Genomic DNA, 15,548 nt, shown 5'->3' with positions numbered 1-15,548 from the left:
GATAGTTAAATACACAAAAAAGAGGTCGAGATGATTAAATCTCGACCTCTTTTTTCATTATTTCATACTGTTATGAATAGCTTCTGCATTGTGTTCCATCATGTTGTAATATGAGTTACCTTTAGAGTCTTTTTTACCGATTGAATCTGTAAATACTTCATCTTTAATGTTGAGGTTTGTTTCTTCTGCTAATGTTTGCATACTTTTCTTATCAACACTTGTTTCGACGACTAATGATTTTAAATCGTGGTCTTTCACAAATTTAATGGCTTGTTTCATTTGGTCTGGTGTACCTTGTTTTTCTGTATTAATCTCCCATATATATCCTGGTGTAATATGATAGCTTTTCGCAAAGTATTTAAATGCACCTTCACTTGTTATAAAAGCACGTTTATCTTCAGGAATATCATTGAATGCTGTCATCATTTTATGATGTAGTTTATCTAATTTATTCGTGTATTTCTCAGCATTATCTTTAAATTGTTTACTGTGATCTTTATCTATATCACTTAAGTGCTTTTCAATTGTATTTACGTATTTTATACCATTTTCAATGCTTAACCAAGCATGTGGATCGATTTTATTTTTATCGCCTTCTCCACCTTTTAAATAAATAGGCGTAACGTCTTCAGTTGCTTGAATAACATTTTTGTCTGAGATTTTTTTACCTGCTTGTTCTAATGCTTTTTCAAACCAACCATTTCCACTTTCAAGATTAAAACCATTATATATAATGACATCTGCATCTGTTAAAGCTTTGACGTCTTTAGGTTTGATTTCATATTCGTGAGGGTCTTGTCCAATAGGAACGATACTTGTAACTTTTGCGTCAGACTTTGTTACTTCTTTTGTCATATCAGCTAATATTGAGTTTGTTGTTACAACTTTTAAATTTTTATCGTCATTTGAAGACGACGCATTACAAGCACTTAATAAAATAATAACGACGAGTAAAGGCATAAATAACTTTTTCATGTTTAACCTCCTAAGCAAATTTCATTTTCATTTTATGTATGGTGAATGTAATCATATATACAAAGCAGCAGACTAATACGATACACGCGCCACTTGGTAAGTTATAAAGGTAGCTAACATACATGCCACAGGCCGCACATATTGCACTGATAATACTTGCGACAATCATCATTGATTTTAATGATTTAGTTATTAAAAATGCAGCTGAACTCGGTGTAATGAGTAGTGCAACGACAAGTATAATGCCCACTGTTTGTAAACTAGCAACTGTTACGAGCGCCAATAGCATCATGACAAAATAATGAATGAATTTTACATTTAAACCACTCATTCTAGCTGCAATAGGGTCAAATGTTGATAAATGCAAGGGTTTGTAAAATAATATGACACAAGCGATAACAATCAGACTGACAATACTCGTTGTATAAAATGCACTTGAAGTTACAGCTAGTATGTTCCCGAATAAAATATGATATAAATCAGTAGAGGAGTTAATTTGACTTATGATAATAATTCCAAGGGAAAAGAATGCAGTAAAGATAATACCAATAGCTGCGTCATTTTTAGTTTTAGAGTGTTGGGCAATATAACCTATCAGAAAGCTCGTTAACATACCCGTGAACAAGGCTCCTATAAACATTGGGATGTTTAATACATAGCTTATTGCAACACCAGGTAGTACAGCGTGGCTCATAGCATCACCCATTAAAGATAAACCTCTTAATATTATGAGGCTACCTACAATGCCACAGACAACACCAACTATAATTGCAGTAATCAGTGCTCGACTTAAAAAATTATATTGTATTAGGGATGAGATAAATTCATTAATCATGGTGTAACGCCTTCCTTTAGAAATACTTCTTTAATATTGTGTTCTGTTAAAGCTTCAGATGCTGAGCCAAAAAATTTAATAGTTCGATTGAGGAGGATGATTCTATCAAAATATAATTTGGCTTTTTGAATATCATGATGAACAATGATGATGAGTTTTCCTTCTGACTTTAATCTTCTAAGCATGTTTATCATGATTTCTTCACTCTTAAAATCAATGCCGACAAATGGTTCATCGAGACATAATAAATCACTGTCTTTCATTAAAGACTTTGCTAAAAGAACACGTTGTAATTGTCCACCACTTAATTGATTTAATGTCTTATCTTTTAATGAAGTAAGTTGTAACTCTGACATTAATTGATCCCTTTTTTGATAAGCTTCTTTCTTTAAAGGTCTAAACCAACCTGATGTAGCATAATAGCCTGTTAACAAACTATCTTGAACAGTGATAGGAAAATCTAGATCTAATTGATTTCTTTGAGGAATATACGTTAATTGTTTCAGCTGTTGGTTTATCGGCTTATCTTGCCAATAAACTTCACCTGATGCCTTAAATTCACCCAAAATCGATTTAATAAATGAAGATTTTCCTGCACCATTTGGTCCCATTATGCCAATTAATTCACCCGTAGATTTAATTGTTAAATTAATATCATGCAATATGTGCTGTTGACCTAAATATAAATTCAAATTTTTTACCTGCAACATGTTATCACCTTTTCTAAAAATAAGTTTAGGTTAACCTAAACTATAATTTGATTATATTAGAAAATTATCTAAAGTCAAGAGATAGCCTGTAAAAATAAATCGTGGTACAATAAATATACGATAATAAAAGTGAGGTCAGAGTAGATGTTGACTGAAGAACAAGAAGACTACTTAAAAGCGATTTTTGGATTAAATGGCACAACAGATTACGTATCCAATAAGAATTTAGCGCAAGATTTAAATATTAAACCTTCATCAGTAAGTGAAATGATGTTACGTTTGAAAAAGGATGATTATGTAGATATTCGTCCATATAAAGGTGTGAAATTAACTCAAAAGGGTTTAGATCATACAACAAATATTATTAAAAGACATAGACTCATAGAGCGATTCTTAATAGAAGAACTTGAATATACTTGGGATGAGGTTCACGAAGAAGCAGAAATACTGGAACATCGTGTATCTGACCGTTTTATAGATAAGATAGATAAGTTAATGGGTTACCCAACAACTTGTCCGCATGGTGGTATTATTCCAAGAGAGAATCAACTAGAAGAAATTTATAACACATCATTAAATGAGTTTGAAATTGGAGATGACGTTGAAATTAAACGTGTAATGGATTACGTGAATCTCCTAGATTATTTAAGTAATCAAGAATTGCATATTGGAGATGTAGTAACAATTAGCAATAAAGATAGCTTAAACCAACTCATAGAACTTAAACTTAAAGATAAAACAATTATGATAAGCGAAACAAATGCATCATATTTGTTTGGTATAAAAACAGCTTAATAAGTAAAAACCAGCAGAAATTCAAACGAATGAATTTCTGCTGGTTTTTTGTTAATGGATACAATATAACGCACGAAGACTAAGAGATATCGTGCGCTAAGGTACAAAATCAGGATGTAACACACGAAGACTGAGAGATATCGTGCGCTAAGGTGCAAAATCAGGGTGTAACGCACGAAGACTCCGAGATATCGTGCGCTAAGGTACAAAATCAGGATGTAACGCACGAAGACTAAGAGATATCGTGCGCTAAGGTACAAAATCAGGATGTAACGCACGAAGACTGAGAGATATCGTGCGCTAAGGTGCAAAATCAGAGTGTAACGCACGAAGACTCCGAGATATCGTGCGCTAAGGTACAAAATCAGGATATAACGCACGAAGACTAAGAGATATCGTGCGCTAAGGTGCAAAATCAGAATATAACGCACGAAGACTAAGAGATATCGTGCGCTAAGGTGCAAAATCAGAATATAACGCACGAAGACTAAGAGATATCGTGCAATAAAGTATAAAGTCGAATTATACTACGCGAAGACTTCATATTAAAAGTTCCAATATCTATGGCCATAAAATATTAAAAGTATACATAACCGCATATACATTAATTGCTATCCATATGACACTAAAGAAAATAGTTGGAATTTTAGTGAGCTGTTTTAACTGACTACCATCCCATTCTTGTCTTGAACGAGAGAATGTTAATAGGAATATTGTAATACTTGATTGTGCGACTTCACCTAATAATGTTCCTAAACTAATGTGATAAATATACGTAATGATTTGTCCAAAGTCATGTATATTCGGTGCAGACAGTACTTCATATAAAGCTAGTGCAATAATGACGAGAATGATACTTGGGATAAATTTCTTAGATGTTAATATGACATAGAATAAAAACATAATCAGAAGAATGATTAAGAAAATAGGTCCGAATGTGTGATGTTTAAGCCACACACCTAAAATCAACATAATTGGCGGCATGATATAACCGAATAAAGTCGTTATAAATTGATTTAATCGTGATTTAGAACCAGTAACGGCGTAACCTTGTCTACCGGTTTCCATACGCTCTTTACGACGCCAAACAACTACGAGGTCTTTAGGCTTACCACCTGATAGTTTATTTGCTATAACATGACCCATCTCATGGATGAGTATTGGAAAATATCCTAGAATAATATCGATTAAACTTAAAATGGGTTGTTGTCTTCTATGATGAACAAATACATATATAAGCGCGATGATCGTTATCATTGTTAAGGATAAATTAATTGGTTCTGATAGAAAATTCGGTAAAAATTGAATCAAAAAAACGTCACCTCGTATTGAATAGTTTAAGACTATTCTACACTAAAGTGACGTTTTTGTTGTCGGACTTAAGACTTAATATCCGTTATTATTTTTTCTTACGCTTGATTAACCAAGTTAATAAAAGGATAATACCGATAGCAAGTAAAATAGATGCTGTCATAATAATAGGTCTATTATCAGTACTTGTTACTTTTTTCTTTGTTTCGTTAAATTTATGTTTACTTGGCGTTTCTACTTTTACAGATGGTGGACCATAGCTATCATTGATATAAGATCGGTTATAATCAATGCTTGCACGTCCATCTTTAAGTACAACTTTATAATCTACGCCTTTACGAACGACATCATATAAATCTTCTGTTACATAATATTTCTTGCCATTAATTTTTTGAGTCCCTTTAGATAATACTTTTTTCCATTCATATTCTTTGAATGATTTTTCCATCAAGCTATTCCCCATCATATTACGTTCTTTCTCACCACCGACACTATTATAATCTCCGGCACCAAAGAGAATTTGGTTAATTCTTAATCCATCTCTCTTAGTAGAAAGACTGTGGTTATAGTCCGCTGTATCACTAGAACCCGTTTTTAGACCATCTGTACCTTTAAGTGACATATCTGCACCTTCAAGTGAATGATTATACGTATAATATGTAACGTAGTGAACAGTAGGGGCAACTTTTTTAGTGTATTCTAAAATATCAGGATACTGTTTTACAAGATGTTGCGTTAAAATTGCATAGTCTCTAGATGTTGAATAATTATCCTCATCTGATTGATATCGTTTTGCTTTATATTCTAATAATAAATTATTAGAAGCACCGTTGGCATTGTAGAATTTTGTATGTTCCATACCTAATTTCTTTGCTGTTTCATTCATGTAGTCAACAAAGTCAGAATCTAAATCCTTTTTTTGTTGTTTAGATGCAGTATTTTTATTGGAGTCTTTATCTTTTTTATCTATCTTTTTAGCAGAAGCTAAGTTCTCAGCTTTCATCGTTTCTCTTCCTAAAATCATCGCACCTGCATTTGAAGAGTTAGAAACGGTTATTTGCATAAGTTCAGAGATTGTATATACATCTCCTGGATACAATTTTGTATTACTTAATTCTGGTAATGTAGATAAACGATATTCTTCATCCGTCATTTTAACTTTAGCATTTTTATCAAGTTTACCACTATTGATTGCTTTCTCAGTTAAATATAATGTCATTAATTTAGACATACTTGCTGGATACCATTTAGCATCTATTTTATATTCATACATAATTTGACCAGTCTCAGAACTATAGTTAATAGCGCCTTCAGGTTCATAGATTTCACCGAGTGAGTATCCATTCTCATTGGCTACTTGTGTTGGTGATTTCGGATTATCCGCTGCATAAGCATTTTGAGTTACCGGTATGCTCAATATAAGTAATGCAAAAAATAATAATAGACTTTTTTTCATGGATAAGACCTCTTTATTTATTTTTAAAATTAACTATATCATTCTAACATATATTAATTAACTACCCTACAATAAGATAACAAATGAACGTTAATTTTTTGTGAACATATTTTAAATTTGGTATGTATAATCTCAATGCTGTAAAATATAACTATATCATTAACTTTAGTGAAGAGGTTATTAAAATGACAAAACAAAATCCTCTGCTTTATTTACTAAAAAAGGTAGACTGGCCTAAAAAATTAGTGTTTACGGCTATGACACTTTCAATTTTAGGTAGTCTTAGTGGTTTGCTTGTACCATTATTTACTGGGAAATTAGTAGATACATTTAATGCAGAAAGTTTAGATTTAAGAATGGTTTGGCTATTTATAGGCGTATTTTTAGTAAATGCAGTCTTGAGTGGTATTGGGACATATTTACTAAGCAAGATTGGTGAAAAAACAATTTATTCAATTAGGGAAAAGCTCTGGAAGCATTTAATCAATTTGAAAATGAGTTTCTTTGACAAAAATGAAAGTGGACAATTGATGAGTAGAATTACAGATGATACGAATGTGATTAACTTATTTATCTCTGAAAAAGCACCTAGCGTATTACCATCATTGTTAACACTTATTGGTTCGATAGTGATGTTATTTATTTTAGATTGGCAAATGACGCTCATGACGTTCCTAATCTTACCCATATTTATAGGAATAATGGTACCTTTAGGACGAAAAATGGGTAAAATTTCAAGAGACACACAAACTGAGATTTCTAGATTCAGCGGTATATTAGGAAGAGTGCTGACTGAAATGAAATTAGTTAAAGTGACAACTTCAGAAGAAAAAGAACTCGAAAAAACAAAAGGAACTTTATTAGGCATATATGATCTTGGTTTAAAAGAAGCTAAAATTAGAGCAATTATTTCCCCGCTTTCAGGCGTTATTATGACGTTAACAGTAGCTGTGATACTTGGTTTTGGTGGTATTAGAGTTTCGAGTGGAGCGATTACTGCAGGTACTTTGGTCGCAATGATATTCTATGTCGTGCAATTATCAGCGCCAATTTTGAATTTTTCAATGTTTTTAACGGATTATAAGAAAGCTGTCGGCGCAAGTGAACGTATCTATGAGATTTATCAAGAAGAAGCTGAAAAAAGAGGCGATGATCATAATCAACCGATTACGAATCATCAAGATATTACATTTGAAAATGTTTCATTTGGATATGAAGCTCATTCCGTTATTAAAGATTTATCTTTATCTATTCGATCTGGAGAAGTTACGGCATTTGTTGGTCCTTCTGGCTCAGGAAAAAGTACGCTGTTCAGTTTAATTGAAAGACTTTATCCAATCGATCACGGCCAAATATTATATGGAAACCAACCAATAGATGATATATCTTTAAAATATTGGCGACAGAAAATTGGATATGTTATGCAATCTAATGCAATGATGTCAGGGACGATAAGAGATAATTTAACATATGGTGTCTATTCAGAAGTAGAAGAAGAAACACTTGTACACTATACGAAGATGGCACGATGTTATGATTTTATAATGGCGTTTCCACAAGGGTTTGATACAGAAATCGGTGAAAGAGGTACAAAATTATCTGGCGGGCAAAGACAACGTATAGATATCGCACGGAGTTTCATTAAGAATCCAGATATTTTACTATTAGATGAAGCGACAGCTAATTTAGATAGTGAAAGTGAATTCTACATTCAACAAGCATTAAATGAATTAATGAAAGATCGCACAACTATTGTGATCGCACATAGACTTGCTACGATTAAAAAAGCGAATCAAATTGTATTTTTAGATAAAGGTCAAATTACAGGTGTAGGTACACATCAAGAATTATTAGCATCTCATGAAAAGTATAGACATTTTGTAAATACGCAAAGTTTAACTGAATAATATAGTATTGAACAAGATCCTAGAAAAATATTTCAGGATCTTGTTTTTATTATAAAAAATTAAAAAAATATGAGAAATAATGAAAACGCAACCATTTAGATAGAGCAAAGGATTCAATAAAAATCAAAAAACCAGTAGTAAATAAATCGTGAATATTTTCACAAAATATGCGTAAAACCTATTGACCTCAAGAAATTGAGGTGCTATATTTACATTGTGAAAAGAATCACAAAAGTTAAAGATGCGCATCTTGAAAAATAAAAATAAGAAAGAAGTTGTTCATTGTGCTACTAAATAATATAAATCCATTAGACAACGTTACACTATCAGCAATTGTTGCTAGTATACCGATTATATTATTTCTATTATGTTTAACAGTTTTTAAAATGAAAGGTATTTATGCATCTATTACGACACTTATTGTAACTTTACTCATTGCATCATTTATCTTCGAATTACCACATACTGTGGCGATTGGTGCTATAACAGAAGGATTCTTTCAAGGTATTCTTCCAATAGGCTATATTGTCGTAATGGCAGTATGGTTATACAAAGTTTCAATTGGAACAGGACAATTCAGTATCATTCAAGATAGTATTTCAGGTATTTCTCAAGACCAACGTATCCAATTATTATTAATAGGTTTTAGTTTTAATGCATTTTTAGAAGGTGCTGCTGGTTTTGGTGTCCCTATCGCAATATGTAGTGTATTGTTAATTCAAATTGGTTTTAAACCTTTACAGGCAGCAATGCTTTGTTTAATTGCTAACGGAGCAGCAGGCGCTTTTGGTGCTATAGGTATTCCAGTTGGTATTATAGATAGTTTAGGTCTTCACGGTAATATTTCAGCGCTTGAAGTATCACAGATTTCAACACTTACACTCCCAATCCTGAACTTCTTTATTCCGTTTTTACTTGTCATGATATTAGATGGATTTAAAGGTGTGAAAGAAATTTTACCGATGATACTTGTTGTAAGTACAACATATACTGGCTTACAAATATTGATTACGTATTTCCAAGGTCCAGAATTGGCTGATATTATACCACCATTATTATCAATGGTTGCATTAGCAATTTTCTCAAAATATTACCAACCTCAAAATATTTTCAGAGTTTCAGATCAAGAAGTATTGGAAACAAAGAAACATTCTGTTAAATCCATTATGTATGCATGGAGCCCATTCTATATTTTAACGATTTTTGTCATGATATGGAGTGCACCATTTTTCAAAGCTTTATTTGCTGAAGGTGGTTTACTTTCTTCATTAGTATGGAATATAAATATTCCAGGAACATTTAATGAAATTACAAATAAACTGATTACATTAAAAATCGACATATTTAGTGCAACAGGTACTGCAATATTAATTTCAGTAGTGATCACAATACTCATTTCGAAACACTTTAAGTTCAGTGATGCCTTTAATTTATTAGGCGTAACAATTAAAGAACTTTGGTTACCAATTTTGACAATCTGCTTTATTTTAGCCATCGCGAAAATTACAACTTATGGTGGACTTACAGGTGCAATGGGACAAGGTATTGCAAAAGCTGGTAACATCTTCCCGATACTATCTCCAGTATTAGGTTGGATAGGTGTATTCATGACTGGTTCAGTTGTAAATAACAACACATTGTTTGCACCAATTCAAGCATCAGTAGCTAGTCAAATTGGTACAAGTGGACCATTGTTAGTTGCTGCAAATACAGCAGGTGGTGTAGCAGCTAAATTAATCTCACCACAATCTATCGCAATTGCAACAGCTGCTGTTAGAGAAGTTGGTAAAGAGTCTGAATTGCTCAAAATGACTTTGAAATATAGCGTAGGATTCTTAATATTCATCTGTATATGGACATTTATTTTAACAATAATTTTATAAATATAAATTGAGGAGCGATTATAATGAAACAATTCAAAGGTAAAAAAGTCGTATTAGTAGGTAATGGTGCAGTAGGTTCAAGTTATGCATTTTCAATGATAAACCAAGGTATTTGTGATGAATTTGTCATCATAGACTTAGATAAAAAGAAAGTAATCGGGGATGTAATGGATTTAAATCATGGTACAGTATATGGTCCTTCACCAATTAAAGTTAAATCAGGTGATTATAAAGATTGCCATGATGCAGACTTAGTTGTGATTTGTGCAGGTGCAGCTCAAAAACCAGGTGAAACAAGACTAGATTTAGTAGCAAAAAATATGAAAATTTTCAAATCAATCGTTACTGAAATTATGGATTCAGGATTTGATGGTATATTCTTAATTGCAACTAACCCAGTAGATGTATTAACATATGCAACTATGAAATTCTCAGGTTTATCAAAAGAACGTGTAATCGGATCAGGTACTATATTAGATACAGCAAGATTTAGATATTTATTAAGTGAAGAATTCGATGTCGCACCACAAAGTGTTCATGCAAATATTATTGGTGAACATGGTGATTCAGAATTACCAGTTTGGTCTCATGCCAATATTGCAGGTAAACCATTAAGAAGTATTATTGAAAAAGATGAAACACGCAAACATAGAGTAGAAGAAATATTTGTACAAACTCGTGATGCAGCATATGAAATTATTGAAGCAAAAGGTGCAACTTATTATGGAGTAGCAATGGGGTTAATGCGTATTACAAAAGCTATTTTGAACAACCAAGATGTGGTGTTAACAGTGTCTGCATATTTAGAAGGCGAGTATGGACATGAAGGTGTATATATAGGCGTACCAGCACTTATAAACAGATCAGGCATTAGAGAAGTTATCGAAATGCCATTAGATGAAGAAGAAAAATCATTATTTGATAACTCTGTTAAAGTGTTAAAAGATATACAAGAACCCTTTGAAAAAGAATTTTAAGAGGAAGATATATCAGGGATTTAATATACGAAGACAGTAGTACCGACAAAATCTAGAAACGATTTTGTCGGTACTTTTTTGGTGGTGACAGTTTGAATTAAGTGGCGAATGTGAAAATGAAGGAGATTGAAGATATAAGATAGTGGAAGATGTGAGTTAAAGGAGGAATAAACACACGAGTTGTGGCTTAATGTCTGAATAAAGCCAAGAGATAGTCCAAGTCATGGCTTAACGACTGAGTAAAGCCAAGAGATAGCCTAAGTCATAGCTTAACTTCATAGTAAAGCCAAGACATCACCCAAGTCATGGCTTAAGTCCTGAATAAAGCCAAGAGATTCCCTAAGTCATGGCTTAACGCCTGAATAAAGCCAAGAGATAGCCTAAGTCATAGCTTAACTTCCTAGTAAAGCCAAGAGATTCCCTAAGTCATGGCTTAAGTCCTGAATAAAGCCAAGAGATTCCCTAAGTCATAGCTTAACTTCCTAGTAAAGCCAAGACATCACCTATTTCTCTCTCCTCCATCACTTCACTCAATTCAAACTACTTTCTTCACATCATCGTTATACATCCATTATATGATTCGTCTTCTATTTAGAATCGGCATGTTGAGGGGATTTGAGGATTGTGGTAGTATCTATATGTCTGTTAAAAAATATAGAGGAGGTAAGGTCATGAAAAATAGAATTTTACGAGATATGATATTAATTTTGGCAGGGTCTTTTATTTTTGCTACGGGTGTTAATGCCTTTATCATTTCTGCTAATTTAGGTGAAGGTGGCGTAACTGGGGTTTCTTTAATCTTACTTTATGCATTCGACATTTCACCTGCATGGTCTACGTTTATTTTAAATGCTATTTTAATTGCGTTAGGTTATAAATTTTTAAGCAAGAGAAGTACTGTTTATACGATAATAGCTGTTATTGCTATTTCTGTATTTCTAGGTCTAACTGACTCTTGGGTTGTGCATACGAATGAAATTTTAATTAATACAATCTTTGGTGGTTTCATGGTTGGTCTAGGTATAGGACTAATTGTATTATCTGGTGGTACGACTGCTGGAACGACGATTCTTGCTCGAATAGCGCATAAGTATTTAGACGTTAATACATCATATGCTCTATTATTCTTTGACCTTATCGTCGTGATGTTCTCACTTACTGTAATGCCTTTAGAAAAAGCGTTACTTACAGTGATTTCATTATATGTAGGAACAAAAGTGATGGACTTTGTAATTGAAGGTCTAAATCCTAAAAAAGCCGTTACAATAATTTCTCAAAATCCCGATCAAATCGCTAAAATGATTGATGAACAAATTGGTCGTGGTTGTACGATTCTAAATGGTAGAGGCTATTATTCTAAGAAAGATACAGATGTCTTATATGTCGTTATTGCGAAGACACAACTTTCTAGAACAAAACGCATGATTAGAAAATTTGATGAAAATGCATTTGTCGTTGTCCATGACGTAAGAGACGTTCTTGGAAATGGATTTTTAGTAGATGAATAATAATGTTAAGAGGTTGGAATACGTTAAGTGTTCCAACCTCTTTTTGTGAACGGAATACGAAAATGTTCAGAAAATGATAGAAAAAGATACTATTAAATGCTATAATACATGAATGTGAAAGATGATAATGATTATCATTTACAGATATATACAATTAATGAAAATGTCATATAAATAGAGTTAATTTTAATGGAAAGAGGGTTCTTTATGAATCGTTTAACGGGAGAAGCTATTTCAATAGGTTATGGTGAAAAATTAATAGTTAATGAATTGAATCTTGAAATACCAGATGGCAAAGTGACTTCTATAATTGGACCAAATGGTTGTGGTAAGTCTACTTTATTAAAAGCTTTAAGTCGTATATTAAATGTACAAACAGGTCAAGTATTGTTAGATGGTAAGAATTTACATTCAACTTCAACTAAAGAAATAGCTAAAAAAATTGCTATTTTGCCACAATCTCCTGATGTTGCAGATGGATTAACAGTTGGAGAACTCGTATCTTATGGTAGATTTCCTCATCAAAAAGGTTTCGGTAGATTATCAAAACAAGATAAAGAGGAAATTGAATGGGCTTTAAATGTAACAGGTACGCATGAATTTAAATATAGATCGATTAACGATTTAAGTGGTGGTCAAAGACAACGTGTTTGGATTGCAATGGCTCTCGCACAAAAAACAGATATCATCTTTTTAGATGAACCAACTACTTATTTAGATATTTCACACCAATTAGAAATTTTAGAGCTTGTACAAGAATTAAATAAAGAACAAGGTTGTACAATTATTATGGTATTACATGATATTAACCAAGCAATTCGTTTTTCAGATCATTTAATTGCTATGAAATCTGGTGAAATTGTTGCACAAGGTCAAACAGAAGAAGTTTTAACAAATGAAATATTGGAAGAAGTCTTCAATATTGATGCAGAGCTCTCTACAGACCCACGAACTGGAAAACCAATGCTTGTAACATATAATTTATTATGTAAGCACTATACGAAGTTATAAAGGATGGCAACTCAATGACTCAGACTAAATCATTAAAAGTTAATCGCTATCCCATTATACTAACAGTTACAATCATGTTACTTGTAGCTGTTTTACTTCTGTCATTTTTATTTGGTGCAAAGACGACTTCGATACAAGTGGTTTATGATGCGATTTTTCATTATAATCCAAAAATAGAAGAACATAATATATTAAGAGAAATAAGAATTCCGAGAGAAATAGGTGCTGTCATTGTTGGTATGGCACTTGCTGTATCCGGTGCTGTCATGCAAGGTGTTACACGTAACGGCTTAGCTGACCCTGGTTTATTAGGGCTTAATGCTGGTGCGAGTATGATGCTTGCTTTAACTTTAGCCGTTATACCTAATGCAGGTTATTTCACATTAATGCTTGCTGGATTTGTAGGTGCTGGTATAGGTGGCATACTCGTTATGAGTGTAGGCTCATCTAAACGAGGTGGGTTCAGCCCAATGAGATTAGTACTTGCTGGTGCTGCAGTATCTGCGCTTTTAACAGCTGCAAGTGAAGGGATTGCTTTAATATTTAGATTAAATCAAACATTAACATTCTGGAGTGTTGGTGGTGTAAGTGGTACAACTTGGAAACAACTTATGATCTCTACACCGATTGTTATTGTTATTTTAATTGTCCTTATTATCATGAGTAGACAACTTACAATACTTAGTTTAGGTGATACACTTTCAAAAGGATTAGGTCAAAATAGTACATTTGTTAGATACACGAGTCTAATTGCTACAATGTTCCTAGCAGGTATAGCGGTTTCAATCGTTGGACAAATCGCATTTGTCGGATTAATGGTGCCACATATTGTTCGATTCATGGTTGGAACTGATTATAAACGTGTGATACCTTTATCAGCAGTTCTTGGAGGTTTTATCCTGTTATTTGCAGATATGATTGCAAGAATGTTAGGAGAAGCACCTATTGGAGCTGTTATCTCAATTATCGGTGTGCCGTTCTTCCTTTATCTTGTAAGAAGGGACGGTAAAATATTATGATACATCCTAAAATAATTAAAAAGCAGCGTATTACATTTATTATATTAGTTATCGCACTTATTGCTTCTATGGGATTTGCTATGACAACTGGTGAATTTAATATGTCCTTTACACAATTTTTTAAGACGATTTTTGGACAAGGTAATGAACTAGATACAATGGTATTATTTGAATTTAGAATGCCTAGAATGCTCATCACAATACTTGCAGGTGCAAGTTTAGCACTAAGTGGTGCAATCCTACAAAGTATTACGAAGAATCCTTTAGCAGAACCAGGTATTCTTGGTATTAATGCAGGAAGCGGGTTTATGATTACACTATTTCTTGTTGTTGGTACGATAAAAGCAGGAGATTTTGTATATGTATTACCAATTGTAAGTATGCTCGGCGGTTTAGCAACTGCAATGGTTATTTTCATATTCAGTCATAAACGTGGAGAAGGTATAAACCCTGTAAGAATGGTCTTAATAGGTGTAGGTTTATCTACTGCTCTGAGTGGTGCATCTATTACAATTATGTCTACATTTGATCAAGATCAAATGGAATTTATCGCAAGATGGTTTGCAGGTAATATATGGGGAGATGAATGGCCGTTTGTGTTCGCATTTATCCCATGGTTAGCTATTGTCATGCCATTCTTATTCTATAAAGCAAATGTATTAAATGTATTAAGTACGAATGAACAAATTTCCGTTTCTTTCGGTATTAATAATAATAGAGAAAGAATACTACTTGTATTCTTAGCTGTTGTATTATCATCAGCTGCAGTTTCAGTAGCAGGCGGAATTGGTTTCGTCGGCTTAATGGGACCACATATAGCAAGAAGTATTGTTGGACCGAGACACCAATTATATTTACCAATTGCAGTGTTAAACGGTGCGATTTTACTTGTTGTAGCAGATACAATTGGTAAAATTGTATTAGAACCTAACGGACTTCCAGCAGGTATTATCGTTGCAATAGTTGGTGCTCCCTATTTCTTATACTTAATGCAAAAATCAACGCATATATAATAATGAACTCTCTTTCTATAATGGAAGAGAGTTTTTTAGTTTTTAATTACTACAAATTTTAAGATTTATTAACATGTTCCAAAAAAGTTTACTTAAATTAAAAAATTTAGTTTTCAAAATCGTTTTAGGGGTATAACTATGAGTAGTA

At 32.8% G+C, this 15,548-nt stretch carries 13 protein-coding genes; 8 read left to right on the top strand and 5 right to left on the bottom strand.

Going from position 1 to position 15,548, the window contains the following annotated elements; genetic code table 11:
- Positions 1-57: 57 nt before the first annotated feature.
- The 3 genes from mntC to LQ675_RS09810 are packed head-to-tail and all read right to left on the bottom strand — an operon-like array spanning position 58 to position 2,520.
- Positions 58-975, bottom strand: a complete 918-nt coding sequence (mntC, locus tag LQ675_RS09820) for a manganese ABC transporter substrate-binding lipoprotein MntC (RefSeq protein WP_075578422.1) — start codon at positions 973-975, stop codon at positions 58-60.
- A gap of 10 nt (positions 976-985) precedes the next feature.
- Positions 986-1,810, bottom strand: coding sequence for a metal ABC transporter permease (locus LQ675_RS09815; protein ID WP_048540051.1), 825 nt, complete (start codon positions 1,808-1,810; stop codon positions 986-988).
- Positions 1,807-2,520 carry a metal ABC transporter ATP-binding protein gene (locus tag LQ675_RS09810; protein WP_058592205.1) on the bottom strand — a complete coding sequence of 238 codons (714 nt, stop codon included), beginning with the start codon at positions 2,518-2,520 and terminating at the stop codon, positions 1,807-1,809. The genes LQ675_RS09815 and LQ675_RS09810 overlap by 4 nt, the downstream gene beginning before the upstream one ends.
- Positions 2,521-2,664: 144 nt before the next feature.
- On the opposite strand from LQ675_RS09810, the gene LQ675_RS09805 reads away from it, so the two are divergent.
- Positions 2,665-3,315, top strand: a complete 651-nt coding sequence (locus LQ675_RS09805) for a metal-dependent transcriptional regulator (RefSeq protein ID WP_048540055.1) — start codon at positions 2,665-2,667, stop codon at positions 3,313-3,315.
- 561 nt (positions 3,316-3,876) lie between these two features.
- Here LQ675_RS09805 and LQ675_RS09800 read toward each other — a convergent pair.
- Positions 3,877-4,626, bottom strand: coding sequence for a M50 family metallopeptidase (locus LQ675_RS09800; RefSeq protein ID WP_048540058.1), 750 nt, complete (start codon positions 4,624-4,626; stop codon positions 3,877-3,879).
- 88 nt (positions 4,627-4,714) lie between these two features.
- Positions 4,715-6,082: a penicillin-binding protein PBP4 gene (gene pbp4 / locus LQ675_RS09795; RefSeq protein WP_048540059.1), complete on the bottom strand. Its 1,368-nt coding sequence runs from the start codon at positions 6,080-6,082 to the stop codon at positions 4,715-4,717.
- Between the two features lie 185 nt (positions 6,083-6,267).
- Here pbp4 and LQ675_RS09790 point away from each other — a divergent pair, with 185 nt between their 5' ends.
- The 7 genes from LQ675_RS09790 (at position 6,268) to LQ675_RS09760 (ending at position 15,400) form a co-directional block, all read left to right on the top strand.
- Positions 6,268-7,989: an ABC transporter ATP-binding protein gene (locus LQ675_RS09790; RefSeq protein WP_075578423.1), complete on the top strand. Its 1,722-nt coding sequence runs from the start codon at positions 6,268-6,270 to the stop codon at positions 7,987-7,989.
- 284 nt (positions 7,990-8,273) lie between these two features.
- Entirely contained in the window at positions 8,274-9,872 is a 1,599-nt protein-coding gene (locus LQ675_RS09785) for an L-lactate permease (RefSeq protein ID WP_075578424.1), read from the top strand.
- 23 nt (positions 9,873-9,895) lie between these two features.
- Positions 9,896-10,849, top strand: coding sequence for an L-lactate dehydrogenase (locus tag LQ675_RS09780; protein ID WP_048540064.1), 954 nt, complete (start codon positions 9,896-9,898; stop codon positions 10,847-10,849).
- Between the two features lie 671 nt (positions 10,850-11,520).
- Positions 11,521-12,357, top strand: a complete 837-nt coding sequence (locus LQ675_RS09775) for a YitT family protein (RefSeq protein ID WP_048540065.1) — start codon at positions 11,521-11,523, stop codon at positions 12,355-12,357.
- 207 nt (positions 12,358-12,564) lie between these two features.
- Positions 12,565-13,368 carry an ABC transporter ATP-binding protein gene (locus LQ675_RS09770; RefSeq protein WP_048540067.1) on the top strand — a complete coding sequence of 268 codons (804 nt, stop codon included), beginning with the start codon at positions 12,565-12,567 and terminating at the stop codon, positions 13,366-13,368.
- Positions 13,369-13,382: 14 nt separating this feature from the next.
- Entirely contained in the window at positions 13,383-14,387 is a 1,005-nt protein-coding gene (locus LQ675_RS09765) for a FecCD family ABC transporter permease (RefSeq protein ID WP_048540068.1), read from the top strand.
- Positions 14,384-15,400 carry a FecCD family ABC transporter permease gene (locus LQ675_RS09760; protein ID WP_048540071.1) on the top strand — a complete coding sequence of 339 codons (1,017 nt, stop codon included), beginning with the start codon at positions 14,384-14,386 and terminating at the stop codon, positions 15,398-15,400. The genes LQ675_RS09765 and LQ675_RS09760 overlap by 4 nt, the downstream gene beginning before the upstream one ends.
- The last annotated feature ends 148 nt before the right edge of the window (positions 15,401-15,548 follow it).

Source organism: Mammaliicoccus sp. D-M19 (genome assembly GCF_022386695.1).
Classification (GTDB): domain Bacteria; phylum Bacillota; class Bacilli; order Staphylococcales; family Staphylococcaceae; genus Mammaliicoccus; species Mammaliicoccus sciuri.
The sequence above is the reverse complement of the archived record's forward strand: the minus strand, read 5'-3'. Positions and strand labels throughout refer to the sequence as shown.

Excerpts from the sequence above, each read along its gene's own strand:
- mntC (WP_075578422.1), bottom strand. The coding sequence starts at position 975 with ATGAAAAAGTTATTTATGCCTTTACTCGTCGTTATTATTTTATTAAGT.
- LQ675_RS09815 (WP_048540051.1), bottom strand. The coding sequence starts at position 1,810 with ATGATTAATGAATTTATCTCATCCCTAATACAATATAATTTTTTAAGT.
- LQ675_RS09810 (WP_058592205.1), bottom strand. The coding sequence starts at position 2,520 with ATGTTGCAGGTAAAAAATTTGAATTTATATTTAGGTCAACAGCACATA.
- LQ675_RS09805 (WP_048540055.1), top strand. The coding sequence starts at position 2,665 with ATGTTGACTGAAGAACAAGAAGACTACTTAAAAGCGATTTTTGGATTA.
- pbp4 (WP_048540059.1), bottom strand. The coding sequence starts at position 6,082 with ATGAAAAAAAGTCTATTATTATTTTTTGCATTACTTATATTGAGCATA.
- LQ675_RS09790 (WP_075578423.1), top strand. The coding sequence starts at position 6,268 with ATGACAAAACAAAATCCTCTGCTTTATTTACTAAAAAAGGTAGACTGG.
- LQ675_RS09780 (WP_048540064.1), top strand. The coding sequence starts at position 9,896 with ATGAAACAATTCAAAGGTAAAAAAGTCGTATTAGTAGGTAATGGTGCA.
- LQ675_RS09775 (WP_048540065.1), top strand. The coding sequence starts at position 11,521 with ATGAAAAATAGAATTTTACGAGATATGATATTAATTTTGGCAGGGTCT.
- LQ675_RS09770 (WP_048540067.1), top strand. The coding sequence starts at position 12,565 with ATGAATCGTTTAACGGGAGAAGCTATTTCAATAGGTTATGGTGAAAAA.
- LQ675_RS09765 (WP_048540068.1), top strand. The coding sequence starts at position 13,383 with ATGACTCAGACTAAATCATTAAAAGTTAATCGCTATCCCATTATACTA.
- LQ675_RS09760 (WP_048540071.1), top strand. The coding sequence starts at position 14,384 with ATGATACATCCTAAAATAATTAAAAAGCAGCGTATTACATTTATTATA.